The following is a 26,284-nucleotide window of genomic DNA, read 5'->3' on the forward strand; positions in this document are numbered from 1 at the left end:
CCTTTGAGTCGAACATGCGTTCGATCAGGTGTCAAGCGTGCTGCGGGGCGAGCGCGAAGTCGACGAGGTCGTGGATGCTCTGCTGGATCGGGCGCGGGTGGTAGCCCAGTTCGCGTTCGGCTTTGCCGTGGTCGACGACGGGGGCCGAGATGATCGCGCCGAGAGCGGCTTTGGAGAGCACGTCCGAACCGAGGCGCTTGCCGATCGGCTCGAGTACCGGCATGAGGGCGCCGATGAGACCCGCCGGGATGGCGAAACGCGGTCCGGTGGCACCCGCGTGCCGGGCGGCGATCCGGCACAACTCGAGCAGGGTGATCATGTGCCCGCCCAGCAGGTAGTTCTCGCCGGTGCGGCCCTTCTCGCCTGCCAGGATCAGGCCGTGCGCCACATCGCGGACATCGACCATGTCGAAGCCGCCGCCGATCATCACCGGGACGCGACCGCGCGCGCAGTCCACCGTGGTGCGGTTGACACGGGAGAGCTGGCGCAGGTTGTCGATCGGGCCGAAGACGCCGGTCGGGTTGACGATCACCGCGTCGAGACCCCGTTCGATGGCGGGCCGCAGCGAGAGCTCGCCGGTCCATTTGGAACGGTCGTACACGGGCAGTTCGGGATTGTCGGAGCGTTGGGAGTTCTCGTCGATGTGCCCACCCGCGCGGTACTGGTCGAAGGCGTGGATGGAACTGGTGTGCACGAACCGGCGCGCGCCTACCTCGAGCGCGGCCTCGGCCGTGACCCGCACGCCCTCGGTGTTCACCCGCCAGGCCAGATCGTTGTTCTTGGCCAGCGTGATGAGGGCGACCAGGTGGTACACCACCTCGGCGCCGTCCAGCGCCGTGCGCATCGACGCCGCGTCGAGCACGTCACCCTCGACCCAGGTGACGGCCGGGTCGGTGGTGGCGGGGACGACGCGGTCGATGGCAACCACCTCGTGTCCGCGCTCCACGAGCTGAGGGATCAGGTTGGAACCGAGGTAGCCGGCTGCGCCGGTCACTGCGACCTTCATGGGGCCGAGGATATAGAACATGTTCTAGTTTTGCCATCGAATGCCGCAGATCGGGTCCGTCGCGAGTCGAAACCGGTCGGGGTATTCGGCTATATTTGGCGCACTGCGCAATCGGGCGGTCGCGTCGGGAGTTGCGCGGCTACCCGATCGTGGTCTCCAGACCGACTTTTCACGACGAGTGGGGGATTCGCATGACCGATCTCTCGGTGCAAACCGAAGGTGTCAACGCGTTCGCGACGACCAATGCCGGGGTGGCGGGGCAGATCGCGGCGGCGGGCAATTTCGACCTGGTCGCCAATGTCTCCGCGATGACACCCGTGTTCGGGCTCATCGGCGCCGACTACCTGGCGATGTTCGCGGCCGCGCAGGTGTTGCAGGCCAAGGACATCAATGAGCTGTCCGCCAAGTTCGGGTCGCTGTCGGACGCGGCGTTCCGCTCGTCGGTGACCTTCGACGCCACCGACATCGACAACGCGGCGCAGATCGCGCGCCAGGCCGCCGGGATCGGGGGCGCGGCATGAAGCCGCTGAGCGCGGACACCGGCGTGATCAGCCCGGAAGCGTCGCTGGCCACCGCCGAGACCGAGACGCAGTCCGCGCTCGGCGCCGTGCCGCAGGAGCTGGCCGGTCAGGCCATTCTCGACGTGCCGCTGGTGCAGCTGCCCGAGGACGTCGAGGAACCGGTCTTCACCCTCGCCCAGAAGATCACCGAGGAAACCCAGCAGGTCGGCATGCCGACCGGACTGCCCGGCCTGTCCGGGCTCGGTGCGGGCACGGACGCCCAGGACATCCTGACCGGTATCTCGGACGACGCGTCCTCGGCGCTCACCGACGTGCAGGGCGCGCTGAGCCAGGCCACGATCGATCCGTTCGGCACCGCCGAGACCCTGATGAACCAGGCGAAGAGCGCCGTCACCGGGGCGACGGGCGGCGCGGGTGGTGCGGGCGGTGCCTCGAACACCGGGGCCGGTGGCAACTCGGCCGCCGCGACCACCCTCACCGAAGACCCGGTCGCGGCCTTGATGAACGGCCTGTCGCTGCCCGCGCTGCCCGGGATCGAGACGCTGTTCCAGCCGTTCCTCGACCTGCTCAGCAGCTTCGGTACCGGCGTGTTCGGCTCGCTCGACCCCACCTCCATCCTGAGCAACTCCTCGGCCGTCATCGAACAGGCCATGACCCTGGCTCAGGGCGGCGTGAAAACCGTGCAGCAACTGTGGGAGGGCCAGGCCGCCGACGCCGCGACCACCGCGAGCCAGCAGGCGCAGGCCCAGGGGCAGGAGACCAGTCAGCGCGGCATCGACATCTCCGCGCTCACCCAGCAGGCGGCCGCGGTCGTGCAGACGGGCAACGCCCAGCTCACCTCTATCGCCACCACCTTCGCCGCGCAGGCGACGGCGCTCGCCCCGACCATCATGCTGCCGCCCACCCAGGCCACACTCATCGGCCTGGCGACGACCCACCTGGGCGAGGCGGTCACGGTCGTCAACGCTACGCGCGGCCAATTGGCCGGGTACACCGGCGAACTCAGCGGTGTGGTCGGTCAGCTCGCGAGCCAGAGCGGACTGCCCTCGCCGGAAGAGGTGCTCTCCGCCGCGTCGGAGAACATCGGCGAACCGCTGCTCACCCAGGCCGAAGACGCGCTGAGCAGCGCCACCGAGACCAGTGCGGCCAGCACCGGCGGCACCGGCGGAACCACCACGTCCCCGGCGGGCACCAGCCCGGCGGGCACCGGTGGCACGGGCGGCGGCGGTGGCTCGAGTGCCGCGCTCGGCGCCCTCGGTACCGCGCGCGGTGGCGGCGGTGGCGGAGGCGGTGGCGGCAGCTCGAGCGGCACTCCGAGCACCGGCTCGCCGAAGTCGACGGCACTGCCCGGCTCCGCGATGCCCGCTGCCGGTCGCGTGATGGCGACGGGACTCGGCACCGGCATGGGTGGTGCGAGCACCACGCCCGCGAGCGCGGGGTCCGGGTTCATGGGCGGCAGCCCGGGTGCGGCGGGCGCGGGCCAGCGCGCCAACGACGAGGAACACGGCCGCACGGTGCAGCCCTACCAGAGCCGCACCGGCAACGAAGACCTCACCGGTCTCCTCGGCGAAGCCACGCCCGAGGTCATCGGCGCCGTCCACGAGGACGAACGCACCGCCGACGAAGACCGGTTCTGATCGAGGTTCGCCCGCGGCCCGGTGCCGCGGGCGAACCGTCGACTCACTTCTCGAAGGCGTCGACCAGCTTCTTGGTGAGGTCGGTGAAACGCTTACGCGCGGCCTGCTGCTCAGGGTTGAGGCCGTCGGCCGCGTCGGGGGAGTAGACCACCAGGTGGGCGTCCTCGGCCGGATCCTCGGTGAGCAGGTCGACGATCTGGGCGCCCTTGCCCTCACCGGCGGGGATGCCGAAGTCGATCTCCTGCAGCGCCTCGATCTCCTCGCGCGCGGCCGAGATCACGTCGGCGGCAACCTTTCCCCGCTCTTCCTTCGGCGCGGTTTCGGCCTTGCGGTCCTTGCTCACCGCGTCGGGCCGGTAGACGGCTGTACCGTCGTCGAACACCTGCAGCACCGGCCGCAGGTCCGTGCGCGTCGACCACCCGGCGGGGATGGTGGTGACACTGATCAGGGGTAGCGGCCCCGGTTCGGCATGGGCGAGCGCGCCCGCACCGGGCAGAGCGAGCGCGCAGACGAGCAGACCGATGATGGGCAGGCGCATGGTTTCCCCTCGATGAAAAACGCTGTGTCGGATCGGGTTCGAGGGTCAGCGTAACCCGGGGGGATTGTTCAGGTCGGTGGCGGAATAGGTATCGCAGGACTGCACCGAACCGCTGCGGTAACCGGCGAGGAACCACTTCTGCCGCTGATCCGATGACCCGTGCGTCCACGATTCCGGATTCACGCCACGGCCCGCGGCACGCTGGATGCGGTCGTCGCCCACGGCGTTGGCGGCCGACAGCGCGTCACGGATGTCGTTGTCCGACAGCGGCTTCAGGAACGGCTGCGTGCTGCCCGGCGCATTCTGCTTGTCGGCGAAATGCGCCCACATGCCCGCATAGCAGTCGGCCTGCAGTTCGGTACGCACCGCACCGGATTCGGGTCCGCGCGGATCCTGCTGCGCGCGGCCGATGTCGCCGAGCTGGTTCTGGATGTGATGGCCGACCTCGTGGGCGACCACGTACTCCTGGGCCAGCGGCCCGGCGCTCGCGCCGAACCGGTCGACGAGTTCCTGGAAGAAGCTGGTGTCGAAGTAGGCGGTGCGATCGGCGGGGCAGTAGAACGGGCCGACATCGCTGGTCGCGTTACCGCACCCGGTGTTCACCGCCCCCGTGAACAGGACGAGTTCGGGCCGCACGTACCGCTGACCGGTCTGCTTGGGCAGCTCCGCACCCCACACCGCGTCCAGGCTCTGCGCGGTGAGCACCACCCGGCAGTCGACGTACTTGTTCGCATCGGCACCGGTCTTGCAGTGTTCAGGCGTCCCGGCGGTGACATCGCCGCCCTGATACTGACCGCCGGACAGGCCGGTTCCGTTGCCGGACCCGGTCAGGTCGACGCCGAACAGCAGGCCGACCACCAGCAGGATCAGCCCACCCGCGCCACCACCGACGGCCAGCTTGCCGCCCATCCCCGGTCCGCCGCCCGAGGATGCCCGGCCCGGATCGATCTGCATACCCTCGTTGAAGGTCATCGCGGTACTCGCCTTCGCTCGGTTGTCCACTGCCCTGCAGCACCATTGGCCACCGCGCGCGCAGCCGTCGCGCAGGGCGCGCGACAAGCTTGACACGGCGCGGAAGATATCGGTTTTCCCTCGCCCATCGTGTCTCACTACGATGGGCGTGCGCCGGGTGTTCTCCACGGTGCGAAAAATCGTCGAAAGGAATACCGTGCTGCGCACCCACTTGGCTGGTTCGCTGCGAAGCGAGCACGCCGGTCAGACCGTCACCCTCACCGGCTGGGTGGCCCGGCGGCGTGACCACGGTGGCGTGATCTTCATCGATCTGCGTGACGCCTCGGGAGTCGCGCAGGCGGTGTTCCGCGAAGGCGAGGCGGCCGAGCAGGCCCACAAGCTGCGCGCGGAGTACTGCGTGCAGATCACCGGTGTGGTGGAGCAGCGTCCCGACGGCAACGAGAACCCCGAACTGCCGACCGGCCAGATCGAGGTCGACGTCCGCGAACTGGTCGTGCTCAACGAGAGCGCGCCGCTGCCGTTCCAGCTCGACGAGACCCCCGGCGACGAGGCCCGCCTCAAGTACCGCTACCTCGACCTGCGCCGCGAGGGCCCCGGCCGCGCCATCCGCCTGCGGTCCAAGGTCAACGCTGCCGCCCGCGAGGTGCTCGGCGCCCACGAGTTCATCGAGGTCGAGACCCCGACGCTCACCCGCTCCACCCCCGAAGGCGCCCGCGACTTCCTGGTCCCGGCCCGCCTGCAGCCGGGCAGTTTCTACGCACTGCCGCAGAGCCCGCAGCTGTTCAAGCAGCTGCTGATGGTCGGCGGTATCGAGCGCTACTACCAGATCGCGCGCTGCTACCGCGACGAGGACTTCCGCGCCGACCGTCAGCCGGAGTTCACCCAGCTCGACATCGAGATGAGCTTCGTGCGCCAGGAGGACGTGATCCTGCTGGCCGAGGACATCCTCACCGCGCTGTGGAAGCTGGTCGGCCACGACATCGTCACCCCGATCCCGCACATGACCTACGCGGAGGCGATGCGCCGCTTCGGTTCCGACAAGCCCGACCTGCGCTTCGGTGTGGAGATCACCGAGCTCACCGACTACTTCAAGGACACCCCGTTCCGGGTGTTCCAGTCCGAATACGTCGGTGCGGTCGTGATGCCCGGTGGCGCGAGCCAGCCGCGCCGTCAGCTCGACGCCTGGCAGGAGTGGGCCAAGCAGCGCGGCGCCAAGGGTCTCGCGTACATCCTGATCAACGAGGACGGCACCCTCGGCGGCCCGGTCGCCAAGAACCTGTCGGACGCCGAGCGCGAGGGGCTGGCCAAGCAGGTCGGCGCCGAGCCGGGCGACTGCGTGTTCTTCGCGGCGGGCGCGACCAAGTCCAGCCGTGCCCTGCTCGGTGCCGCGCGTGGCGAGATCGCCCGCAAGTGCGACCTCATCGACCCGAACGCCTGGGCTTTCGTGTGGATCGTCGACGCACCGATGTTCGAACCGGCCGCCGAGGCCACCGCGAGCGGCGACGTGGCCCTGGGCCACTCGTCCTGGACCGCGGTGCACCACGCCTTCACCTCGCCCAAGCCGGAGTCGATGGACACCTTCGACACCGACCCGGGTTCGGCGCTGGCCTACGCCTACGACATCGTCTGCAACGGCAACGAGATCGGTGGCGGTTCCATCCGTATCCACCGCCGTGACGTGCAGGAACGGGTGTTCGCGGTGATGGGCATCGACAACGAGGAAGCCCAGGAGAAGTTCGGCTTCCTGCTCGACGCCTTCTCCTACGGCGCCCCGCCCATGGGCGGAATCGCCTTCGGCTGGGACCGCATCACCGCCCTGCTGGCCGGCGAGGACTCGATCCGCGAGGTGATCGCGTTCCCGAAGACCGGTGGTGGCGTCGACCCGCTCACCGACGCGCCGGCGCCGATCACCGCCCAGCAGCGTAAGGAAGCGGGCATCGACGCCAAGCCCGAGGTCAAGGGCGGCGACGCGCCGAAAGCTGTTGCCGCGCAGAAGTAGCGACCGGATAGCAGCACCGGTAGCTTCTGGTGTGGTCCCGTGGGGGACCGGTGACCAGGAGGCTATCGGTGCTGCATCTGCGCATAATCAGTCCACCCGAGCAGACCGCTGAACTGGTCCGCCTCCTCGAAGCCGACGCGGGCGTCACCCATCTGACGGTGGCGCCCGGCATCGCGGTCGACCCCGGCGGCGACCTCGTCCAGGCCGACATCGCCCGCGAGGCGGCCAACAAGATCCTCGACGACGTGAAGTCGCTCGGACTGGTCCACACCGGTGGCATCACGCTGGGACCGGTGGAGGCGGTGCTCTCCGATGCCGCCGATCGTGCGGTGCGGGCGGCACCCGGCGATCCGAGCGACGCCGTGGTCTGGGAGCAACTGCTCGTGGAAACCCACGAGGAGTCCTCGCTCAACTCCACCTTCCTCGCGTTCTTGACCATCGCGTGCCTGCTCGCCTCGATCGGGGTGGCGACGAATTCGCCCGTCACCATCGTCGGCGCGATGGTGGTCGGCCCGGAGTTCGGGCCGCTGGCCGCGCTGTCGGTCGCGCTCGTTCGCCGCAATTGGCGGCTGGCCCGGCGGTCGATGATCGCGCTGGCCGTGGCGTTCCCCGTCGCGATGACGATCACGTTGTTCGCCACCATGCTGTGGGAGCGGATGGGCTGGATCACCGTCGAGGGCGTGATGGACGCGCACAATGTCGACTTCATCTACCAGGTCGGACCGTTCTCCCTGGTCGTGGCTCTGCTGGCCGGGGCGGCAGGCATGCTGTCGCTGGTCACCGCGAAATCGGCGGCCCTGATCGGGGTGTTCATCTCGGTGACCACCGTGCCCGCGGCAGGCTACGCGGTGGTGGCCGCGACGCTCGGTCAGTGGCATCGGGCGTTCGAATCGGCGGGGCAGCTCGCGGTGAACCTGATCGGCATCGTGGTGGCCGGTGTGCTCGTGCTGGAACTGCGGCCGCGCGCGGGCGACGAATCAGGCCCGATCGGCCGCTTCAAGCGGGCGATCGGCATGCGCACCCCGCTCGAGCACTAGACGCGGGCGACCGGTCCCGCGGTGAGCATCCGGTAGGCGTAGGTGACCGCGATGGCACACACCGGCCCCGCGACGAACAAGCCGATCCCGCAGGCGAGTACACCGACGAAGGTGACGAGCATGATGGTGAGGAACAGCAGTACGCAAGCCCACAGATTGGCCAGCACCAGCATGCCGCTCGCCTTGATCGCCTCGACCGGGCCGTAGTCCTGGTCGATCACGAAGTGCAGCGAGAACATGCACAGGAACCCGACGATCACCCCGGGCGCCAGGCACAGCGCGGACGCGAGCAGGGTCGCGCTGAACGCCAGCAGTGCGGTGAGCAACACGTTGCCCGCGTTCACGAAACGGAAGAACGACCCGAAAGCCGGTGGGTACCCGTCTGTTTCGTACAGCGCACCACGCACCATCGCCGCCTGCAGCAACCACAGCGCAACCAGCACGACCAGGAACAGGAACAGCACGCTCAACGGCGAGGTGGGGTTCACGATCTGGACGATCGCGAGCGCGCCGAGATAGATGAGCACACCCACGCCGATGATGCCGAGCCACGGTCCGGGATTGGTGCGGAAGCGTTCCACGCCGTAGCTCAGGGACTGCCCGATATCGAGCGCCTGTGCTCCCGAATGGAGGTAACCCGACGGCTGCCCGGGCTGTCCCGGCGACACGCCACCGGCGGGGGTCGTGGCGAAACCCGAAGTTTCCGGTTTCTCCTGTGGCACCGCATAACCCGGGCCGGTGCCCGGCTGACCGTAGTGCGGCGCGCCCGTTCCCGATCCGGCAACCGACGGCGGGGGCTCGACCGGCTCGCTGCCGTACTGGGCGGCCCCCGGCCCTTCGAACTGCGGATAGCCTGCGCCACCGGCCATTCCGTGCCTGCCCGTTCCGGAGCTCGGGGCGGCCGGGTGGCCGGGTCCTTCGTGGCGTCCGGTGCCGTGGGCGAATTGCCCGCTACCGCCGGGCGCAGGCGACCCACCCGGTGAATCGCTCGATGCGGCGGACGGTGTGTCGGTCACTGTGGTAGACCTTTCGACTCAACCGGTTTGCGGTGTGGCGCACTGCAGTTGACGTCGAGAAAACCCGACGAGCGACAGATGTGTCAAGCGAACAGGCACACTCGCGCAACCGCGGTGCCAACACGCCGGGCGACGCGGAAAGGTTGCGTAACCGCTCGCTAGAAGTGACCAGGTACGAGTAGCTTGAGAGGCGATGACCGCACTATTGGCCGAACGCGCCGCCGACGTCGTGTCCGCAGCACAACAGTTGCTCACAAAGCGAATGGGTGCTGCGGTGAAGCTGAGTGATCCAGTGGAGCTCAGTGGTAGTGGCAGGACCACTGTCCTGCGGGTGCGTGTCGCGGAGAACGCGTTCTCGCTTCCGCGCACGCTGATCGTGAAGCAGGTGCGTGGCTCCGCGCAGGACCGCGTCACCGGCGGCATGGCACCGGGTGTCGCCAGCATCGACGCGGCATTCCTGCGCGAGGCGGTGTCCTACCAGTTCACCACCGCCCTGAGCCGCGAACAGCGCCCCGGCGCCTACCTCATCGCGCACAGCGTGCCCGACCGCATCCTCGTGCTCTCGGACCTCGGCGACAACGCGCTGCTCACCTCGGTGCTCGCCGCGCGCGCCGAACCGGGCACCCGCAACGCGCTGATGGCGTTCGCGCAGGCACTCGGCCGCATGCACGCCGCGACCGTCGGCCGCGAACCCGACTTCATCGCGCTGATGCGCCGGGTCGACTCCGCACATCGCGTCGACGGCATCGCCCAGCAGGCGCAGGCCGCGATCGCGGAGGTGCCCGGTCTGCTCGAGGCGGAGCTCGGCATCGAGGTCCCGGGTGAGATCGCCGAACGCATCGTGCACGGCAACCGGTTGTTCACCGCGGGCCGCTACCGCGCGTTCAGCCCCTCGGACCTGTGCCCGGACAACGTCATCATGAACGACGAGGGCGCCCGGTTCCTCGACTACGAGTGGGGCGGTTTCCGCGACGCGACCCTCGACATCGCGTACGCGCTGGTGTCGTTCCCCGGGTGCCTGTGCGACTTCGAACTGTCGCGCGGCCGGGCCAAGGAGATGGTCGAGGCGTGGCGTTCGGCCGTGGTCGGCGTGTGGCCCTCGCTGGCCGACGACAGGGTGCTCGCCGAACGGATCCTCGAGGCCCGCCTGATCTGGGTGTGGCTGTCGACCTACTGGTTCCTGCCCGCCGACCACACCCGCATCGCCACGGCCCGCGAGCACGGTCTGTCCGTGCCGCGATCGGAAGCACTGATCAACCGCTGGTCGGCGCTGGCCGAGGACGCGCGCGTCACCGGCGACGACGCGGTCGGCGACTTCGCCGAACAGGTGTCGGCGATGCTCGAGGAACGCTGGTCGGAGTGAGAACGTAGCTCCCCACATGGTCCCCGACGCGGAGTAGCGTCGGCGGGGATCCGAGAGTTGGGAGCAGACGTGCCGCAGTCGATCACCGTCACCGTCGTCGGCAAACAGTGGCTGACACCGCACCTGGTGCGGGTCGTCGGCACTGTCGCCGACGGTGCGTTCACCCCGAACGCCTTCACCGACGCCTACGTGAAATTGATCTTCCCCGTGCCCGGCGTCGACTACCCCGAGCCGTTCGATCTGGACACGGTGCGCGAGACGATGGACGCCGCGAGCCAGCCCGTACTGCGCACCTACACCGTGCGCTCCTACGACGCGTCGCGCCGCGAGATCAGCATCGACTTCGTCGTGCACGGTGACGAGGGCATCGCGGGCCCCTGGGCGGCCGCGGTCGAACCGGGCGAGGAATTCCGCCTGTTCGGCCCCGGTGGTGCCTTCGCCCCCGACCCGGCCGCCGACTGGTATCTCCTGGTCGGCGACGAATCTGCGCTGCCCGCCATCGCCGCCGCCGTCGAGGCCTTGCCCGCGGGCGCACCGGCCCAGGTGTTCGTCGAGGTCGGCGGCGCCGAGGACGAGATCTCGCTGGCCTCGGCCGCCGACGTCCAGGTGCACTGGGTGCATCGCGGCGTGTCCTCGGACGCAGTGCCAGACGAGCTCGCCGGCGCGAACGCGCCGCTGGTCGCCGCGGTGCGCGCGGCCGACTGGCTACCCGGCCAGGTCCAGGCATTCGTGCACGGAGAGGCCGACGCCGTCATGCGCAACCTGCGCCCCTACCTGCGCAAGGAACGCGGCGTCGCACCGAAATGGTTGTCCGTCTCGGGCTACTGGCGACGCGGCCGCACCGAGGAGGGCTTCCGCGAATGGAAGCGCGAGCTCGCCGCCGAGAACGCCTGAGCGCGACCGCGCCTGCCGGAACCGAGACGGCGGTCGTCGCCTGACCAGCCGGTCCGTCACCCGGACAGAGCGGTCAGCTTGCCTCGAAGATGTGCGCGTTCCACCGCGTTGTCGGTGAGCAGCAGCGCGTCCTCGTAGGCGGCGACCGCCTCCTCGACCCGACCGAGCTCGGTGAGGAAGGCCGCCCGGGCGGCGTGCAGATAGCCGTATGTGGCCAGGGCCGGTTCCGCGCCGAGCGGACGCAGCAATTCCAGCGCCCGTGCCGGATCACCCGCCAAACCGACCGCGACGGCGTGATTGAGCTGGGCGACCGGTGACGGCCAGACCCGCAGCAACAACCGGTACAGGCCGATGATCTCGGGCCAATCGGTGTCGGCCCAGCTGGGCGCCTCGTCGTGGACGGCGGCGATCGCCGCCTGCAGGGTGTACCGATCGGTGTGTGGCAGAGCCTGTTTCACCAGGCTGATGCCCTCGGTGATCGCCGCGTGATCCCAGTGGGTGCGGTCCTGGTGTTCGAGCGTGCACAGCTCGCCCGCCGCGTCCACGCGGGCGGCTCGCCGTGCGTCGGTGAGCACGATGAGTGCCAGCAGGCCGGTCACCGACGGATCACCGGGTACCAGCGCGTGCATCATCCTGGCGAGCTGGAGCGCGCGGTCGACCAGATCCGCGCGGACGAGATCGTCACCGGCGGGTGCGGTGTGACCGGTGGTGAACAGCAGATGGATCACCGCGCAGATCGCGTCGAGCCGCTGCGGCAGCTCACGAATCGACGGCACCCGATACGGGATGCCCGCCACGGCGATCTTCTTCTTCGCCCGGGTGATGCGCGCCGCCATGGTCGACTCGCTCACCAGGAACGCCCGCGCCACCTCGGCGGTGGTGACTCCGCAGACCAACCGCAGGGTGAGGGCGACCTGTGCCTGCGGGGACAGCGCCGGATGGCAGCAGGTGCTGATCAGCCGGAGCCGGTCGTCCGGGATCACCGGATCGTCGCACTCGGCCAGGGCCAGGTCGGCGGTGTCGGGCACAGGTTCGTCGACGACCAACTCGGGCAGCGACCTGCGGAAAATGGTGTCGCGGCGCATCAGGTCGAGGCCGCGCCGCCTGGCGACGGTCGTCAGCCAGGCGCCCTGCCGCGCCGGGACACCATCGGCCGCCCACACGGTCAGCGCGGTCGCGTAGGCGTCCTGCACGCATTCCTCGGCCAGATCGAAATCCCGGACCAGCCGCACCGTCGCGGCGAGCACGAAAGCCCACTCGCGACGGTGCGCCTGCTCGACGGCCGCGGCCGCCGTCGTCACGGCTGCGGGAAGACCTTGATCGGGCGCACTTCCACCCCACCCGTCGGGGCAGGCACCTGCGCGGCGATCGCGATCGCGGCGTCGAGATCGGGCGCCTCGATCAGGTAGTAGCCGCCGAGCGCCTCCTTCGCCTCGGCGAACGGGCCGTCCGTCACCACCACCTCACCCGACGCGTCGTGGCGGATCGAGGTGGCGGTCGCGGTGGGCTGCAACGCGTGACCGCCGAGGTTGGCCGCGCCGGTGAGCTGCTGGAAGGTGCGATGCGCGGTGAGCATGTCGTCGAGTTCGGCGGGGGACATGGCGGCATAGGTCGCCTCGTCGCCGTAGATCAGGACCAGGTACTGGCTCATGGGGGGGCTCCTTCGGATCGTGGTCGCCCGTTCGTCGGGTGGCCGTACTGATCCGACGAACGACCGCGGTGGTGATCGACAGCCGCTGGTGAGAATTCTGCGCCGATTCCCGAGAAGCCGCGCCCGATCTAGTGCACCGGTGTGGTTCGGGGTTCGAGGCGGCCGCCGGAGCGCACGGCGAACGAGGTGCCGTGGCGGATTCCGGTGGCCGGGTCGGTGACGTCGAAGGCGTAGAACCAGTCCATCTGGGTTGCCTCGGGGGTCACGTCGAGGACGCCGAAACCGTGTGAGTCCAGTTCCACGTATCGCAGGTGGTGGTTGGCCGCCTTGATGGCTTCCTCGGCGGCGATCGAGGTGGTGCGCGGTGGGGTTTTCGTCATGTCGGTGACGCTGGCCGAGGTGACCGACGGGATGACGAACTCCGCGCCGACCGTCGGTCCGCCCGGGTAGTTCGCGGCGTTCAGTGGCAGGTCGGCGGCCCAGGAGGTGTGGATGTCGCCGGTCAGGAACACGACATCGCCGACCTGATCGCCCGCGATGGTCTCGAACAGGGTGTGGCGGTCGGCGGTGTAGCCGTCCCACTGGTCGCCGTTGACGGTGATGCCGCCCTGCGGGATGCCGAGGGCGGCGGTGATGGCCTCGGTGGTCGCCGGTTCCAGCGGCGGGAACACCACCGGCGCGATCATCACCGAATTGCCGACGAGCTTCCACTGGGTCGGCGACGAGACCAATCCCGCTGTGAGCCAATCCATCTGGGCCCGGCCGGTGATGGTGCGCGCCGGGTCGTCGGCGTGCCGCCAGCCCGCGACCGGTCCCGCCTCCTCGTCGCGGTAGCTGCGCAGGTCGAGCATCGACAGCTCGGCCAGGGTGCCGAACCGCAGCCGCCGGTAGATCTGTACCGCCCCGTCGGTCCGGGTGGCACGCACCGGCATCCACTCGAGGTAGGCCTTGGCCGAGGCCGCCCGACGGTCGGCCCAGGCGCCCTGGGTGGCTGGGTCGTGGTCCTCGGAGCCCTCGCGCCAGGAATTGTCGGCCGACTCGTGGTCGTCCCAGGTGCAGATGAAGGGCAGCACGGCGTGCAACGCCATCAGGTCCGGATCGGTCTTGTACTGGCCGTGACGGATCCGGTAGTCGGCGAGGGTGACGATCTCGTGCGCCGGATCGTGCGCGCGCACCGCTCCGGCGCGGCCGACGTACTCCCCGCGACCGTATTCGTAGATGTAGTCGCCGAGGTGGACGATGGCGTCGAGGTCGCCGCGCGCGGCCAGGTGCCGGTAGGCGCCGAACCAGCCCGCTTCCCAGTTCGAGCACGACACCAGGCCCAGGCGCAGCCGGTCGAGGGAGCTGTCGGCGGCCGGTGCGGTGCTGGTGCGTCCGATCGGGGAGGTCTGGCCGAGCGCGTGGAAGCGGTAGCAGTAGCCGGTGCCCGCCGACAGGCCTTTCGCGTCGATCTTGACGGTGTGGTCGGTGTCGGCGGTCGCTGTCACGGTGCCGGAGGCGGCCACCTGGGTGAAGGTCTCGTCGGTGGCGATCTCCCAGCGCACCGAGGTCGCGTCGCCGAGACCCGAGCCGGGGGTCGCGTCGTCGTCGACGCTCACGCGCGTCCACAGGATCACCGCGTCGGGCAGCGGATCGCCCGAGGCCACGCCGTGCCGGAACACCGCTCCGGTCGCGTGTGCCTGCGCCGAACCGATCAGCACCGCCGCCGCGGCCGCTGTGCTGCCTTTGAACAGGGTGCGGCGGGCGAACAGCCCCGCGGGCACGACCTCGGTGTTTTCGACCACGATCAGCGATCTCATCCCAGCGCGGCCCGGCGCGCAAGTCGGACACGCAGAATTTGGTCATCTGTTCAGGTTCGCGGCTCGGACCGGCCGATCGAGCGGATGTGTCCGAGGGTCTCGGTACCCTGCACGACGTGAGTGATCAGCTGTTCGACGTGCCGGGCGAACCCGCCGAGCCCGAGCGTGGACTCGACGCCGTGGTGCGGCGCGATCCCGGGGCGCCGCTGGCGGTCCGGATGCGGCCGCGCTCGCTGGACGAAGTGATCGGCCAGCAGCATCTACTCGGTCCAGGTTCGCCGCTGCGCAGGCTCGTCGAGGGGTCCGGCGCCGCATCGGTGCTGCTCTACGGCCCGCCCGGCACCGGCAAGACCACCCTCGCATCGTTGTTGTCGCAGGCCACCGGGCGCCGGTTCGAGGCGTTGTCGGCACTGTCGGCGGGTGTCAAGGAGGTGCGCGCGGTCATCGACCTCGCGCGCAAACGGCTGGCCGTGGGCGAACAGACCGTGCTCTTCATCGACGAGGTGCACCGGTTCTCCAAGACCCAGCAGGACGCGCTGCTCGCGGCCGTGGAGAACCGGATCGTGCTGCTCGTCGGCGCGACCACCGAGAATCCGTCGTTCTCGGTGGTGTCGCCCTTGCTGTCGCGCTCGCTGGTGCTGCAGTTGCAGTCGCTCACCACCGACGACATCCGGGCGGTGCTGGAACGCGCGATCGTCGACGAGCGGGGACTGGCGGGGGAGTACACCGTCACCGAGGAGGCGCTCGACCACATCGTGCGGGTCGCAGGCGGGGATGCGCGCCGGGCGCTCACCGCGCTCGAGGCCTCGGCCGAATCCTCGCTCGACGGCACCGTCGACCTCGAACTGGTCGAGGCGAGCGTCGACAAGGCCGCCGTGCGCTACGACCGCGCGGGCGACCAGCACTACGACGTCATCAGCGCCTTCATCAAATCCATCCGCGGCTCCGATGTGGACGCGGCCCTGCACTATCTGGCCCGCATGCTCACCGCGGGCGAGGACCCGCGCTTCATCGCCCGGCGCCTGATGATCCACGCCAGTGAGGATGTCGGCATGGCCGACCCGATGGCGCTGCAGACCGCGACCGCCGCCGCCCAGGTCGTGCAGCTCGTCGGCCTGCCCGAAGCGAAACTGGCGCTGGCGCAGGCGACCATCCACCTGGCCACCGCGCCGAAATCCGGTGCGGTCACGTCGGCGCTGGCCGCGGCCATGTCCGACATCACCGCGGGCAAGGCGGGCGCGGTGCCACCGCACCTACGCGACGGGCACTACGCGGGCGCCAAGGCCCTGGGCCATGCCAAGGGCTACAAATTTCCGCACAACCACCGCGGCGGTGTGGTCGCCCAGCAATACCCGCCCGACGAGATCGTCGGCACCGACTACTACGAACCGACCGACCACGGCTTCGAACGCGAGGTCGGTTCCCGGGTGAGCAAGTTGCGCCGCATCATCCGGGGCAACTGAGCAAGCCACGTCCGGATTGTCGCCGAGACCACCGACTCCGGCGGAAAACCGGTGGATCGCAGACGGTAGGCTGGTCAGCTGTGCAGACCCACGAGATTAGACGGCGTTTCCTGGACCATTTCGTCCGTGCCGGACACACCGAGGTACCCAGTGCCTCGCTGATCCTGGCCGACCCCAACCTGCTGTTCGTCAATGCGGGCATGGTCCAGTTCAAGCCGTATTTCCTGGGTCAGGAAGCGGCGCCGTACGCGCGAGCTACCAGCGTGCAGAAGTGCGTGCGCACCGGTGACATCGACGAGGTCGGCGTCACCACCCGGCACAACACCTTCTTCCAGATGGCGGGCAACTTCTCCTTCGGCGACTACTTCAAGGAAGGCGCCATCACCCTGGCCTGGGAGCTCATCTCCAAGTCCCAGGAGGACGGCGGTTTCGGTTTCGACCCCGAACGCATCTGGGTCACCGCCTACGAATCCGACCCGGAAGCCGCCGAGATCTGGCACCGCGTCGCCGGAATTCCCTACGAGCGCATCCAGTTCCGTGACGGCAAGGACAACTACTGGGACATGGGCGTGCCCGGCCCGGGTGGCCCCTGCTCGGAGATCTACTACGACCGCGGCCCCGCCTACGGCAAGGAAGGCGGCCCGGTCGCCGACGAGGACCGCTACCTCGAGATCTGGAACCTGGTGTTCATGCAGGACATCCGCGGTGAGGACAGCCCGAAGCTGGGCTTCCCGCCGGTCGGATCGTTGCCGCGCAAGAACATCGATACCGGCATGGGCGTCGAGCGCGTCGCCATGCTGCTCCAAGGCGTGGAGAACGTCTACGAGACCGACCTGCTGCGCCCCATCATCGACAAGGCCGAGCAGCTGACCGGCCGCTCCTACGGTGTCGAGCACGCCGACGACGTGCGCTTCCGCGTGATCGCCGATCACGTGCGCAGCTCGGCCATGCTCATCGCCGACGGGGTGAACCCCGGCAACGACGGCCGCGGCTACGTGCTGCGCCGCCTGCTGCGCCGCATTGTGCGCTCGGCCCGCCTGCTCGGCGCCGAGAAGCCGGTGATGGCCGAGCTGATGAAGGTCGTCTCCGACCTGATGTCGCCGTCCTACCCCGAGCTGGCCACCGACTTCTCCCGCATCGAGACCGTCGCGGTCGGCGAGGAAACGGCCTTCCTGAAGACCCTGAACACCGGCGAGACCCTGTTCGAGAACGCCGCGTCGGCGGTGAAGTCCAAGGGCGGCAAGCAGATCGCCGGTTCGGACGCCTTCGCCCTGCACGACACTTACGGTTTCCCGATCGACCTCACCCTCGAAATGGCCGCCGAGGCGGGCCTTTCCGTGGACGAGGCGGGGTTCCGTTCGCTGATGGCCGAGCAGCGTCAGCGCGCCAAGGACGACGCTCAGGCCCGCAAGCACGCCCACGCCGACCTGACCGTCTACAAGGAACTGGTCGACCGCGGCGCCACCGAGTTCACCGGTTTCGACGAACTCACCTCCGAGGCCAACGTGCTCGCCCTGATCTCCGGCGGTGTGCGGGTGCCCGCCGCCCAGGCCGGTGAGGACGTCGAGGTGATCCTCGATCGCAGCCCGATGTACGCCGAGTCGGGTGGTCAGATCGCCGACCGCGGCGCGATCACCGCCTCGGGGTTGAAGCTGCGCGTCAACGACGTGCAGAAGATCGCCAAGAAGCTGTGGGTGCACAAGGCCACCGTGAAGCAGGGCCAGATCACCGAGGGCGATGTGGTTCTCGCCCAGGCCGATCCGTCCTGGCGTCGCGGCGCCACCCAGGGCCACTCCGGCACGCACATGGTGCACGCCGCGCTGCGCCAGGTGCTCGGCCCCAACGCCGTGCAGGCCGGTTCGCTGAACAAGCCCGGCTACCTGCGCTTCGACTTCAACTGGCAGGGCGCGCTGTCCGAGCAGCAGAAGGCCGACATCGAGGCCGTGTCCAACGACGCGGTCGGTGCCGACTTCCCGGTGAACACCTTCGTCACCGACCTGCCCAAGGCCAAGGCCATGGGGGCGATGGCACTGTTCGGCGAGAACTACGGCGACGAGGTGCGTGTCGTCGAGATCGGCGGCCCGTTCTCGATGGAGCTGTGCGGTGGCACCCATGTGGAGCACTCCTCGCAGATCGGCCCGATCACCGTCCTCGGTGAGTCGTCGGTCGGTTCGGGTGTGCGGCGCGTCGAGGCGTTCGTCGGCCTGGATTCCTACAAGTACCTGGCCAAGGAACGTGCCCTGCTCGCCGGTGTCGCGTCGTCGCTGAAGGTGCCGTCGGAAGAGGTGCCCGGTCGCGTCGAGCAGCTCGTGGAGCGGCTCAAGGTGGCCGAGAAGGAACTCGAGCGCACCAAGATCGCCGCCGTGCTCGCCTCGGCGGGCACGTTCGCCGAGCAGGCCGAGCGCGTGGGTTCCGTGCGCCTGGTCGCCGCCGCCGCGCCCGAGGGTGCCTCGGCCGGTGACCTGCGCACCCTGGCCACCGATATCCGTGGCCGCCTCGGCACCGATCCGGCGATCGTCGTGCTGCTCGGCAACGTCGACGGCAAGGCGCCGTTCGTGGTGACCGTCAACAAGGCCGCCCAGGACCTCGGCTTCAAGGCGGGCGATCTCGTCGCCAGCTTCGGGCCGAGCATCGCCGGACGCGGCGGCGGCAAGCCGGAGATGGCGCAGGGCTCCGGCTCGGACCCGTCGGGTATCCCGAACGGTTTGACCTCGGTCCGCGCCCGGGTGGCCGAACTCGCCGGCTGATGAGCACCCCCGCCTCGGACGAGGCCCCGGCCGATCGACCCGATCCGGCGACCGACCCCGGTCGCGGCCGCCGGATCGCGGTCGATGTCGGCAGCGTCCGCATCGGTGTGGCGTCGTGTGACCCCGATGGGGTGCTCGCCACGCCGGTGGAGACCGTCGCGCGCGCCAAATCCAGCCGTCAGGGCGGTCCACCCGCCGACATCGCAAGAATTGCCGAGATTGTGCGGGAGTACGAGGCCGTCGAGGTGATCGTCGGCCTGCCCCGGACGCTGCGCGGCGAAAACGGCACCGCCGCGGGCATCGCCCGCAAGTTTGCCAAGCAGTTGCGCCGGGTGATCGACCCGATTCCGGTGCGCCTTTCCGACGAACGTTTGACTACGGTGTCTGCTGCACGTGCGTTGCGCGAGAGTGGAGTTCGCGCACGTGGCCAGCGGCAGATGATCGACCAGGCGGCAGCAGTGTCGATTCTGCAAGGATGGTTGGACGAGCGGAGTTCGATGGTGAAGGACGCAGCAGACACAGCGGTCGGAGATGATGCATGACCGACCGATGGACCAGGGCAGAGGAGCGGTACCGGGCGCGTGAGGCGGACCGGCGTTACCCGCGCCGCGACGACTGGGGTCTCGACCCCCGTGCGTCGCGCGAGGAGCCCGAGGTCCCCGAATGGGACGACTTCGACGACGACACGAACGTCATCCCGCGCTACGAGGACGAGTTCCCCGAACCGGAACCCGAACCGCCGCGCCGGGTGGGTCAGCGCCCACCGCGCGCCACACCCGCCGGACGCGGCCGCGCCAGATCCGGTGCGGGACGCGGTAAACGGTCGCGGATCGCCTCCCGCAAGGCGGCCGAACGCAAGCGCCGGCGCCGCAACATGTGGGTGGTGGCCGCCGTCTTCGCGCTGCTGTTCGTCTCGGCGGCGGGCTTCGCGGGCTACAAACTGATGGGAAGCCTCGCTCCCGCCGAGGATTTCGCGGGGCCCGCAGGCAAACCCGTTGTCGTCCAGGTGCATCCGGGCGACACCGCCACCCAGATCGCCGAAGCGATGCACGAGCGTGGCATCGTCGCCAGTTCCGAGGCCTTCTACGAGGCGGCCGTGCAGAACGCCGGGATGAACAGCGTGCAGCCCGGCTTCTACGCGATCGGTGAACGCAGCCCCGCCGCCGACGCCGTTGCCGCGCTGGTCGGTGGTAAGTCCCGCGTGGGCAATGTGGTCGTGTCCGAGGGCAGGCTGCTGCACGACAAGCACGACGTGAGCACCGGTGGCCGCTACGACGGCATCTACCGCAAGATCGCCGACGCCAGCTGCGTTGGTCCCGAACGCAAGTGCGTGACCTACGAGCAGCTCGACGCGGCGGGTGCGAGCCTCGACCTGGCCGCCCTCGGTGTCCCGCAGTGGGCGATGCAGGCGGTCAAGGACTGCCCCGACCGGGCCAGGCAGCTCGAAGGACTCATCGCGGCGGGCACCTGGGACTTCGATCCCAGCGGCACACCGCAGCAGATCTTGAAGCAACTGATCACCGCGAGCGTGCAGGCCTACGAGGCCACCGGACTGCTGCAGTCCGGGGCCGACACGAAACTGTCGCCCTACGAGATGTTGATCGCCGCGTCGCTGGTGGAACGCGAGGCCAAGCCCGAGGACATGGGCAAGGTAGCCCGGGTGATCGTGAACCGTCTCGAGGTCGGCCAGATGCTGCAGTTCGACTCCACGGTGAACTACACCCTCGAGACCACCGAGGTCGCCACGACCGACGCCGACCGCGCCGCCGTGACCGCCTGGAACACCTACGCGATGGAAGGCCTGCCCAAGACCCCGATCGCCGCACCGTCGGTGGCCGCGTTGCGAGCCGTCGAGAAGCCCGAGCCGGGACCGTGGCTGTACTTCGTGACCGTCGACAAGCAGGGCACCACGAAGTTCACCGACTCCTACCAGGAGCACCTGCGGCTGGTCACCCAGGCACAGCGCAGCGGCATTCTCGACAGCTCGCGGACCGGTGGCTGAGCCGCGCAAGGCGGCGGTGCTCGGGCAGCCGATCGGGCACTCACGATCGCCGCAACTGCACACGGCCGCCTACCGCGCGCTCGGCCTGCCCTGGACCTACGAACGCATCGAATGCTCCGCCGAGCAACTGCCCGGTCTGGTCGACGGACTCGGCCCCGAGTGGGTGGGACTGTCGGTGACGATGCCGGGCAAGGAAGCGGCGCTCGCGTACGCGGACCGGCGCACCGACCGGGCGGAACTGGTCGGCTCGGCCAACACCCTGCTCCGCACCGACGACGGCTGGCTGGCCGACTGCACCGACGTCGACGGCGTGTTCGGCGCGCTGCGCGACGGCGGTGTGGAACGGGTCGAGGAGGCGGTGGTGCTCGGCGCGGGCGGTACCGCGCGGCCCGCTCTGCTCGCGCTGTCGCAGCTCGGCGCTCGATCGGTGACGATCGTCGTCCGCGACGCGAGCCGGGCGCGTGGTGCGCTCGACCTGGCCGAGCGGCTCGGGATGTCGGCTGCCACCGCGTCGTTCGATGCCGAATCCCTCGCCGCGATCTGCGCGCGGGCCTCCGCGGTGGTCAGCACGGTGCCCGCGGAGGCGGCGGGCGCGGTCGCGGAATCGGTGGCGACGGCGCCGGTGGTGCTCGACGCGATCTACAACCCGTGGCCGACACCGCTGGCGACCGCCGTCGGCGCGGCCGGGCACACGGTGGTCAGCGGGCTGCGGATGCTGCTGAACCAGGCCTACGGTCAGGTCGAGCTGTTCACCGGGCAGCCCGCGCCCCGCGTGGCGATGGCGGCGGCGCTCGACCTCTGATCGATCCGTTGCCGCGCTGATCCTCGAATTGGTACCGGTTCTAGTTTTGTCCGATTAGGGTGATGCCCATGACCACTTGGCTGTTGCGTGCCATCGCACTCGGGGCGACAGTGGTCGCCCTGCGGGTTCTGCTCGGATTCGCCATGGCGGCCCTGCCGACCTACGGCATCCTCTGGCGGGCCGCCTGCCTGATCGTGATCGTCGGCGCCGCCATCGCCTGGGGCGCGCGCGACGCCCGTTCCGCCGACGGCACCGACCTCACCGTCCGCTGGCTGCTGGCGGGCATGGTCGCCGGGCTCGGCAGCGGCGCGGTGTGCTGGATCCTCGACCAGGTGCCCGGAATCGAACTCGGCGACGCGGGCGCGCTGTTCGAACTCACCTCCGCGGCGTCGTTCATCATGCTGCTGGTGTTCCTGCCCGCGATGATCGGCGTGGGCTACGGCCGTGCCCGGGCGCGCAGATCAGCCGCGAAGCCCCAAGCCGCCCCGGAGCCGGTCCCCGCTTACGCGGGATAGGCGGACGGCGAAGAGCTGGAGGTGTGGTCCAGCGGTCGACGCCGCCTGTGCGCTCTGGGCGGCTGCGTCGACTCGCCGCGTGGCGTGCCGCCTGCCTACGCGGGGTAGGCAGGCGGCGTCTCCGAGCGCGTCGCTCGTCCACACGTGGTGGAGGTGCGGCCCGTGCTCAGAGCAGGATCGCGCCGCTCGTCGGGGTTTCGCGAGCGATGGCCGAGTAGGCCGCCGCGAGCAGGCTCGGGTCCGGGCCTTCGAGGCGGCCGGGCTTGGCCAGGCCGTCGAGCACCACGAAGCGGAGCACGCCGGAGCGGGTCTTCTTGTCGGTCTGCATCGCGTCCATCAGCTGCGGCAGCGCGTCGGCGTCGTAGCTCACCGGCAGGCCGACGCTTTCCAGGATCGTGCGGTGACGGTCGGCGGTCGCGTCGTCCAGGCGGCCGGCGAGGCGGCCCAGCTCGGCGGCGAACACCAGGCCGACCGACACGGCCGCGCCGTGACGCCAGCGGTACCGCTCGCGCCGCTCCACCGCGTGGCCGAGGGTGTGGCCGTAGTTGAGGATCTCGCGCAGGCTCGATTCCTTGAGGTCGGCGGCGACCACGTCGGCCTTCACCTGGATGGCGCGGCGGACCAGTTCGGGCAGCACCTCACCGGTGGGGTCGAGCGCGGCCTCCGGATCGGCCTCGATGAGGTCGAGGATCACCGGGTCGGCGATGAAACCGGCCTTGATGATCTCGGCCATGCCCGCGACGATCTCGTTGCGCGGCACCGTTTCCAGGGTCACCAGGTCGACGAGGACGGCGCTCGGCTCGTGGAAACTGCCGACCAGGTTCTTGCCCGCCTCGGTGTTGATGCCGGTCTTGCCGCCGACCGCGGCGTCGACCATGGCCAGCAGCGTGGTCGGCACGTGCACGATGCGCACCCCGCGCATCCAGGTGGCCGCCACGAAGCCCGCGAGATCGGTGGCCGCGCCGCCGCCGAGGCTCACCACGGCGTCGTTGCGGGTGAGGCCGATGCGGCCGAGCACCTCCCAGCAGAACCCGGCCACGGCCAGGTCCTTGCCGTCCTCGGCATCGGGGATCTCGATGCGGTGCGCGTCGATCCCGGTGTCGGCCAGTGCCTTTCGCACCGCCTCGGCGGTCTCGGCCAGCGGCGGCTGGTGGAAGATCGCCACGGTCCGCACCGCATTGCCCGCGGTCACCGCCTCGACGAGGTCGCCGAGCAACCCGCGACCGATGATCACCGGGTAGGGATCGGCGGTACGGACCTGGATGGTGGTCGGCTCTGTCACGTGCGCTGCTCCGATTCTCTCGGGTCGTTGGTCATACGTCTTGTCGCTCGCCGTCGCGGCCGCGCCCGCCAGGAACCCGGCGCCGGTTCCCCCGGCCCTCGATCAGCGGGTTGCTGAGCCCCGCGCTGGTCGGTGGGGCCTGCGGGTGTTTCGGCACCGGGATCGGTGGCCGAACTCCGGCGTCCGCCCGCTGCTTGTTTCGCGCCACCACGCCTACCGCGGCTGCCACGTCTGCTGCGGTTGCCGGACGATTCCGTGCCGGATCTGCGACCGGTGGCCGTCGGGGAGTCGTCGGCGCTGTCGGCAGGGGAACCTTGGGCGGTGTCGGAACGGGTGCTCGGCTGGGACTTGCGGCCGCGTCGGTTCGGGCGGGTGGTCCTGGCGTTGTCGGTGGGTCCGGCCGGAGTTTCGGCGCGTGCTTCGTCGGCAGGTGAGGCCGCGGCGGCGGTGGGCTCGCCGGTCCGGGTGGAGTCGGTCGCGCGGCCGGCACGGGACCGGCTGCCGCGGCGGCGCAAGCGGTTGCGGCGCGAGCGCCTGCCCTCACCGGGCGGTGTTTCACCGGACGCGGATCGTCCCGGCGCGGGTCGTGCCGCGGCGGAAGTGGTTCCGTCGTTGTCGGCCTTGGCGGTGGGTGCGGGAAGGATCTCGCCGCGCCGGGCGGCTGCTGCCCTCGCGCGGGACCGTCTGCGCGCTTTGGAACGGTTGCTGCCGGAGCCCGGTGTGGAAGGTGAAGGGGGAGTGGGCTTCGTGGTGTCGGTGGTACGCACGATGTCGGTGCGCACCGATTCGAGTCCCAACCGTGCCAGGATCATCCGCACCACCCGGCCCGGACTGCGACCGTCGGTGCGCACGCGCACCGTGGCCACTTCTCGGTAGAGAGGGCGGCGCTGCTTCATCAGCTCGCGGTACTTCGCGGCGGGGTCGGCACCGTTCAGCAGGGGACGGGCATTGCTCGACCCGGTGCGCCGAAGTCCTTCGCCCACACTGATTTCCAGGTACACCACGGTGGCGCCGCGCAGCACCTCGCGCGTGCGCGCCGACAGCACCGATCCGCCGCCGAGCGACACCACGCCCTCGTGCTCGAGCACGGCCCGCCGCACCACCTGCTCCTCGATACGGCGAAACTCCGGCTCACCGTCTGCGGCGAAGATCTCGGGAATGCTCCGCCCGGTTTCCGCCTCGATCCCCGCATCGGTGTCGAACAGCTCGACACCCAGTTCCCTGGCCAGCTTGCGGCCGATCGTCGACTTCCCGGAACCGGGCGGACCGACCAGCACCACCTGAGCACGCGCGACGATCCCGTCCTCGCCGCCGTCCTCCGCACTCGGTGCCGTGCGCACATTGTCGCCGACCGTGTCCGCACCCGCTGCTGCGGGCGCGTTTTCGCCACCGGAGGGCGTACCCGGAGCAGGATGCGCAATGTTCCCCCCGGCCTTCGCGCTGGGGGGAGGGGCGAAGGCGTCGTCCCCGGCCTCCGGATCGGCTGCCGTGGTCGAGTCGGTGTCCCCCGTCCCTGCACCGTGGCCGGGTGCCGTGGCCGGATTGTCGTCCTCGGCCGCTGCGGCGAAAGCCGTGGCGTGGTCGGCTTCGATGTCCGCAGCGGGAGGCGTGGTCAGGGGCGCGTCCCCGGCGTCTGCTGTGGTCGGGTCATCCCCGCCTGCTGCGGTGGGGGCCGTGCTCGGGTTGTCGCCGCTGGTCTCCGTGCCGGGTGCGGCGGTCGTCGATGAGGGGCCCGCGTCGGTATGGCGCGCGGTCCCCTCCTGGCCCGGCGTGGTCACGACGTGCGGCTGTCCGCGGGCACGTGGGGACGGCTGCTGATCCGCTTGATGTAGCTGGTGATGTTGTCGACGGTCTCGGCCAGCGAATCGCCACCGAACTTCTCCAGCGCGGCCTGCGCCACTACCAGCGCCACCATCGATTCGGCGACGACGGCGGCGGCGGGCACCGCACACACATCGGAGCGCTGGTGGATGGCGACTGCCTCCTCGCCGGTGGACATGTCGACGGTCGACAGCGCACGCGGCACCGTCGAGATCGGCTTCATCGCCGCACGCACGCGCAGCGCCTCACCGTTGGTCATGCCGCCTTCCAGACCGCCCGCGCGATTGGTCGAGCGCAGCACACCGTCGGGACCGGGACGCATCTCGTCGTGGGCCTGGCTGCCGCGCCGGCGCGCGGTCTCGAAACCGTCGCCGACCTCGACACCCTTGATCGCCTGAATACCCATGAGCGCGGCGGCGAGTCGCGAGTCGAGCCGCTGCTCACCACTGGTGAACGAGCCGAGTCCGATGGGCAGCCCGTCGATGATCACCTCGACGACCCCACCGAGGGTGTCGCCGTCCTTCTTGGCCGCCTCGATCTCGGCGATCATCGCCGCCTCGGCTGCGGCGTCGAACGCGCGCACCGGGCTGGCGTCGACGGCATCGAGATCCTGGGGGCCGGGCACGACGCCGGTGGTGTTCGCGGCGGCACCGATCGACACGACGTGCGAGATCACCTCGACGCCGAAGGCCTGGCGCAGGAAGTTACGGGCAACGGTGCCCGCCGCCACGCGAGCGGCGGTCTCCCGGGCGCTGGCCCGCTCGAGCACCGGGCGCGCGTCGTCGAAGCCGTACTTGAGCATGCCGGAGTAGTCGGCGTGCCCGGGGCGCGGACGGGTGAGGGGGGCGTTGCGCGCCATGCCTTCCAGCGCTGCCGCGTCGACGGGATCGGCCGACATCACCTCGGTCCACTTGGGCCACTCGGAATTGGCGACCTCGATCGCGACCGGACCACCCATGGTCCGCCCGTGGCGCACGCCACCGACCAGGGTGACCTTGTCGGCCTCGAACTTCATCCGGGCGCCGCGCCCGTAGCCGAGCCGACGGCGCGCGAGCTGTGCGGAGACATCGTCCGATGTCACCTCGACTCCGGCGACCATCCCTTCCAGGAGGGCGACGAGAGCGGGACCATGGGATTCTCCGGCAGTTATCCAGCGCAACACGCCGACCATCTTCCCATGTCGGCGCCCGTGGTCGGGCACGTGGTCCGCAGTGACGAG

General features: G+C 69.9%; 21 protein-coding genes and 1 pseudogene. 12 read left to right on the forward strand and 10 right to left on the reverse strand.

Annotated features, from left to right (window positions below):
• Window positions 1-31: 31 nt before the first annotated feature.
• The gene (locus AB0I19_RS07930) at window positions 32-1,006 is read right to left on the reverse strand and encodes an NAD-dependent epimerase/dehydratase family protein (protein ID WP_357145928.1); all 975 of its coding nucleotides are present in this window, start codon (window positions 1,004-1,006) and stop codon (window positions 32-34) included.
• Window positions 1,007-1,197: 191 nt separating this feature from the next.
• Here AB0I19_RS07930 and AB0I19_RS07935 point away from each other — a divergent pair, with 191 nt between their 5' ends.
• Both AB0I19_RS07935 and AB0I19_RS07940 read left to right on the forward strand, forming a co-directional pair.
• Window positions 1,198-1,527 carry a type VII secretion target gene (locus AB0I19_RS07935; protein WP_067493548.1) on the forward strand — a complete coding sequence of 110 codons (330 nt, stop codon included), beginning with the start codon at window positions 1,198-1,200 and terminating at the stop codon, window positions 1,525-1,527.
• Entirely contained in the window at window positions 1,524-3,164 is a 1,641-nt protein-coding gene (locus tag AB0I19_RS07940) for a hypothetical protein (RefSeq protein ID WP_357145931.1), read from the forward strand. Before AB0I19_RS07935 ends, AB0I19_RS07940 begins: the two co-directional genes overlap by 4 nt.
• Window positions 3,165-3,207: 43 nt before the next feature.
• Here the strand turns inward: AB0I19_RS07940 and AB0I19_RS07945 are convergent, their stop codons facing one another.
• Complete coding sequence (locus tag AB0I19_RS07945) at window positions 3,208-3,702, reverse strand: hypothetical protein (protein ID WP_357145933.1); 495 nt, start codon at window positions 3,700-3,702, stop codon at window positions 3,208-3,210.
• Between the two features lie 45 nt (window positions 3,703-3,747).
• On the reverse strand, window positions 3,748-4,674 hold the full coding sequence (locus AB0I19_RS07950) for a neutral zinc metallopeptidase (RefSeq protein ID WP_067493554.1): 927 nt from the start codon (window positions 4,672-4,674) through the stop codon (window positions 3,748-3,750).
• Between the two features lie 196 nt (window positions 4,675-4,870).
• Here AB0I19_RS07950 and aspS point away from each other — a divergent pair, with 196 nt between their 5' ends.
• A complete protein-coding gene (gene aspS, locus AB0I19_RS07955) occupies window positions 4,871-6,673 on the forward strand; it encodes an aspartate--tRNA ligase (RefSeq protein WP_357145936.1) in 1,803 nt (600 codons plus the stop codon).
• A 68-nt stretch (window positions 6,674-6,741) separates the two neighbouring features.
• Window positions 6,742-7,710 carry a DUF389 domain-containing protein gene (locus tag AB0I19_RS07960; protein ID WP_357146696.1) on the forward strand — a complete coding sequence of 323 codons (969 nt, stop codon included), beginning with the start codon at window positions 6,742-6,744 and terminating at the stop codon, window positions 7,708-7,710.
• On the opposite strand, the gene AB0I19_RS07965 is transcribed toward AB0I19_RS07960, so the two are convergent.
• Window positions 7,707-8,726, reverse strand: a complete 1,020-nt coding sequence (locus AB0I19_RS07965) for a hypothetical protein (RefSeq protein ID WP_357145938.1) — start codon at window positions 8,724-8,726, stop codon at window positions 7,707-7,709. The two genes, AB0I19_RS07960 and AB0I19_RS07965, sit on opposite strands and share 4 nt — an antisense overlap.
• A gap of 193 nt (window positions 8,727-8,919) precedes the next feature.
• On the opposite strand from AB0I19_RS07965, the gene AB0I19_RS07970 reads away from it, so the two are divergent.
• Both AB0I19_RS07970 and AB0I19_RS07975 read left to right on the forward strand, forming a co-directional pair.
• A complete protein-coding gene (locus AB0I19_RS07970; protein ID WP_357145941.1) occupies window positions 8,920-10,089 on the forward strand; it encodes a kinase in 1,170 nt (389 codons plus the stop codon).
• Between the two features lie 69 nt (window positions 10,090-10,158).
• Window positions 10,159-10,983, forward strand: coding sequence for a siderophore-interacting protein (locus tag AB0I19_RS07975; RefSeq protein WP_357145944.1), 825 nt, complete (start codon window positions 10,159-10,161; stop codon window positions 10,981-10,983).
• 56 nt (window positions 10,984-11,039) lie between these two features.
• On the opposite strand, the gene AB0I19_RS07980 is transcribed toward AB0I19_RS07975, so the two are convergent.
• From AB0I19_RS07980 to AB0I19_RS07990, 3 genes are all read right to left on the reverse strand, one after another.
• Complete coding sequence (locus AB0I19_RS07980; RefSeq protein WP_357145947.1) at window positions 11,040-12,284, reverse strand: DUF6596 domain-containing protein; 1,245 nt, start codon at window positions 12,282-12,284, stop codon at window positions 11,040-11,042.
• Window positions 12,281-12,634 (reverse strand): YciI family protein, encoded by a 354-nt coding sequence (locus AB0I19_RS07985; protein WP_067493566.1) that lies wholly within the window; start codon window positions 12,632-12,634, stop codon window positions 12,281-12,283. Before AB0I19_RS07985 ends, AB0I19_RS07980 begins: the two co-directional genes overlap by 4 nt.
• A gap of 128 nt (window positions 12,635-12,762) precedes the next feature.
• Window positions 12,763-14,433 carry an alkaline phosphatase D family protein gene (locus tag AB0I19_RS07990; protein WP_357145950.1) on the reverse strand — a complete coding sequence of 557 codons (1,671 nt, stop codon included), beginning with the start codon at window positions 14,431-14,433 and terminating at the stop codon, window positions 12,763-12,765.
• 116 nt (window positions 14,434-14,549) lie between these two features.
• On the opposite strand from AB0I19_RS07990, the gene AB0I19_RS07995 reads away from it, so the two are divergent.
• From AB0I19_RS07995 to AB0I19_RS08020, 6 genes are all read left to right on the forward strand, one after another.
• Window positions 14,550-15,896: a replication-associated recombination protein A gene (locus AB0I19_RS07995; RefSeq protein WP_357145953.1), complete on the forward strand. Its 1,347-nt coding sequence runs from the start codon at window positions 14,550-14,552 to the stop codon at window positions 15,894-15,896.
• An 80-nt stretch (window positions 15,897-15,976) separates the two neighbouring features.
• A complete protein-coding gene (gene alaS / locus AB0I19_RS08000; RefSeq protein WP_357145956.1) occupies window positions 15,977-18,643 on the forward strand; it encodes an alanine--tRNA ligase in 2,667 nt (888 codons plus the stop codon).
• Window positions 18,643-19,185, forward strand: a complete 543-nt coding sequence (gene ruvX / locus AB0I19_RS08005; RefSeq protein WP_225280628.1) for a Holliday junction resolvase RuvX — start codon at window positions 18,643-18,645, stop codon at window positions 19,183-19,185. Before alaS ends, ruvX begins: the two co-directional genes overlap by 1 nt.
• Window positions 19,182-20,645: an endolytic transglycosylase MltG gene (mltG, locus tag AB0I19_RS08010; protein ID WP_357145959.1), complete on the forward strand. Its 1,464-nt coding sequence runs from the start codon at window positions 19,182-19,184 to the stop codon at window positions 20,643-20,645. The genes ruvX and mltG overlap by 4 nt, the downstream gene beginning before the upstream one ends.
• A complete protein-coding gene (locus AB0I19_RS08015; RefSeq protein ID WP_357145962.1) occupies window positions 20,638-21,447 on the forward strand; it encodes a shikimate dehydrogenase in 810 nt (269 codons plus the stop codon). Before mltG ends, AB0I19_RS08015 begins: the two co-directional genes overlap by 8 nt.
• A 68-nt stretch (window positions 21,448-21,515) precedes the next feature.
• Entirely contained in the window at window positions 21,516-21,962 is a 447-nt protein-coding gene (locus tag AB0I19_RS08020; protein WP_357145964.1) for a B-4DMT family transporter, read from the forward strand.
• A 166-nt stretch (window positions 21,963-22,128) separates the two neighbouring features.
• On the opposite strand, the gene aroB is transcribed toward AB0I19_RS08020, so the two are convergent.
• The 3 genes and pseudogenes from aroB to aroC all read right to left on the reverse strand — a co-directional run bounded on the left by aroB (window position 22,129) and on the right by aroC (window position 26,227).
• A complete protein-coding gene (aroB, locus tag AB0I19_RS08025; RefSeq protein WP_067493579.1) occupies window positions 22,129-23,244 on the reverse strand; it encodes a 3-dehydroquinate synthase in 1,116 nt (371 codons plus the stop codon).
• Window positions 23,245-24,038: 794 nt separating this feature from the next.
• Window positions 24,039-24,542, reverse strand: a pseudogene (locus tag AB0I19_RS08030) (shikimate kinase); the annotation flags it as partial.
• Between the two features lie 476 nt (window positions 24,543-25,018).
• Entirely contained in the window at window positions 25,019-26,227 is a 1,209-nt protein-coding gene (gene aroC, locus AB0I19_RS08035) for a chorismate synthase (protein ID WP_357146699.1), read from the reverse strand.
• Between the last annotated feature and the right edge of the window lie 57 nt (window positions 26,228-26,284).

This window comes from Nocardia sp. NPDC050413 (genome assembly GCF_040655475.1).
Classification (GTDB): domain Bacteria; phylum Actinomycetota; class Actinomycetes; order Mycobacteriales; family Mycobacteriaceae; genus Nocardia; species Nocardia coubleae.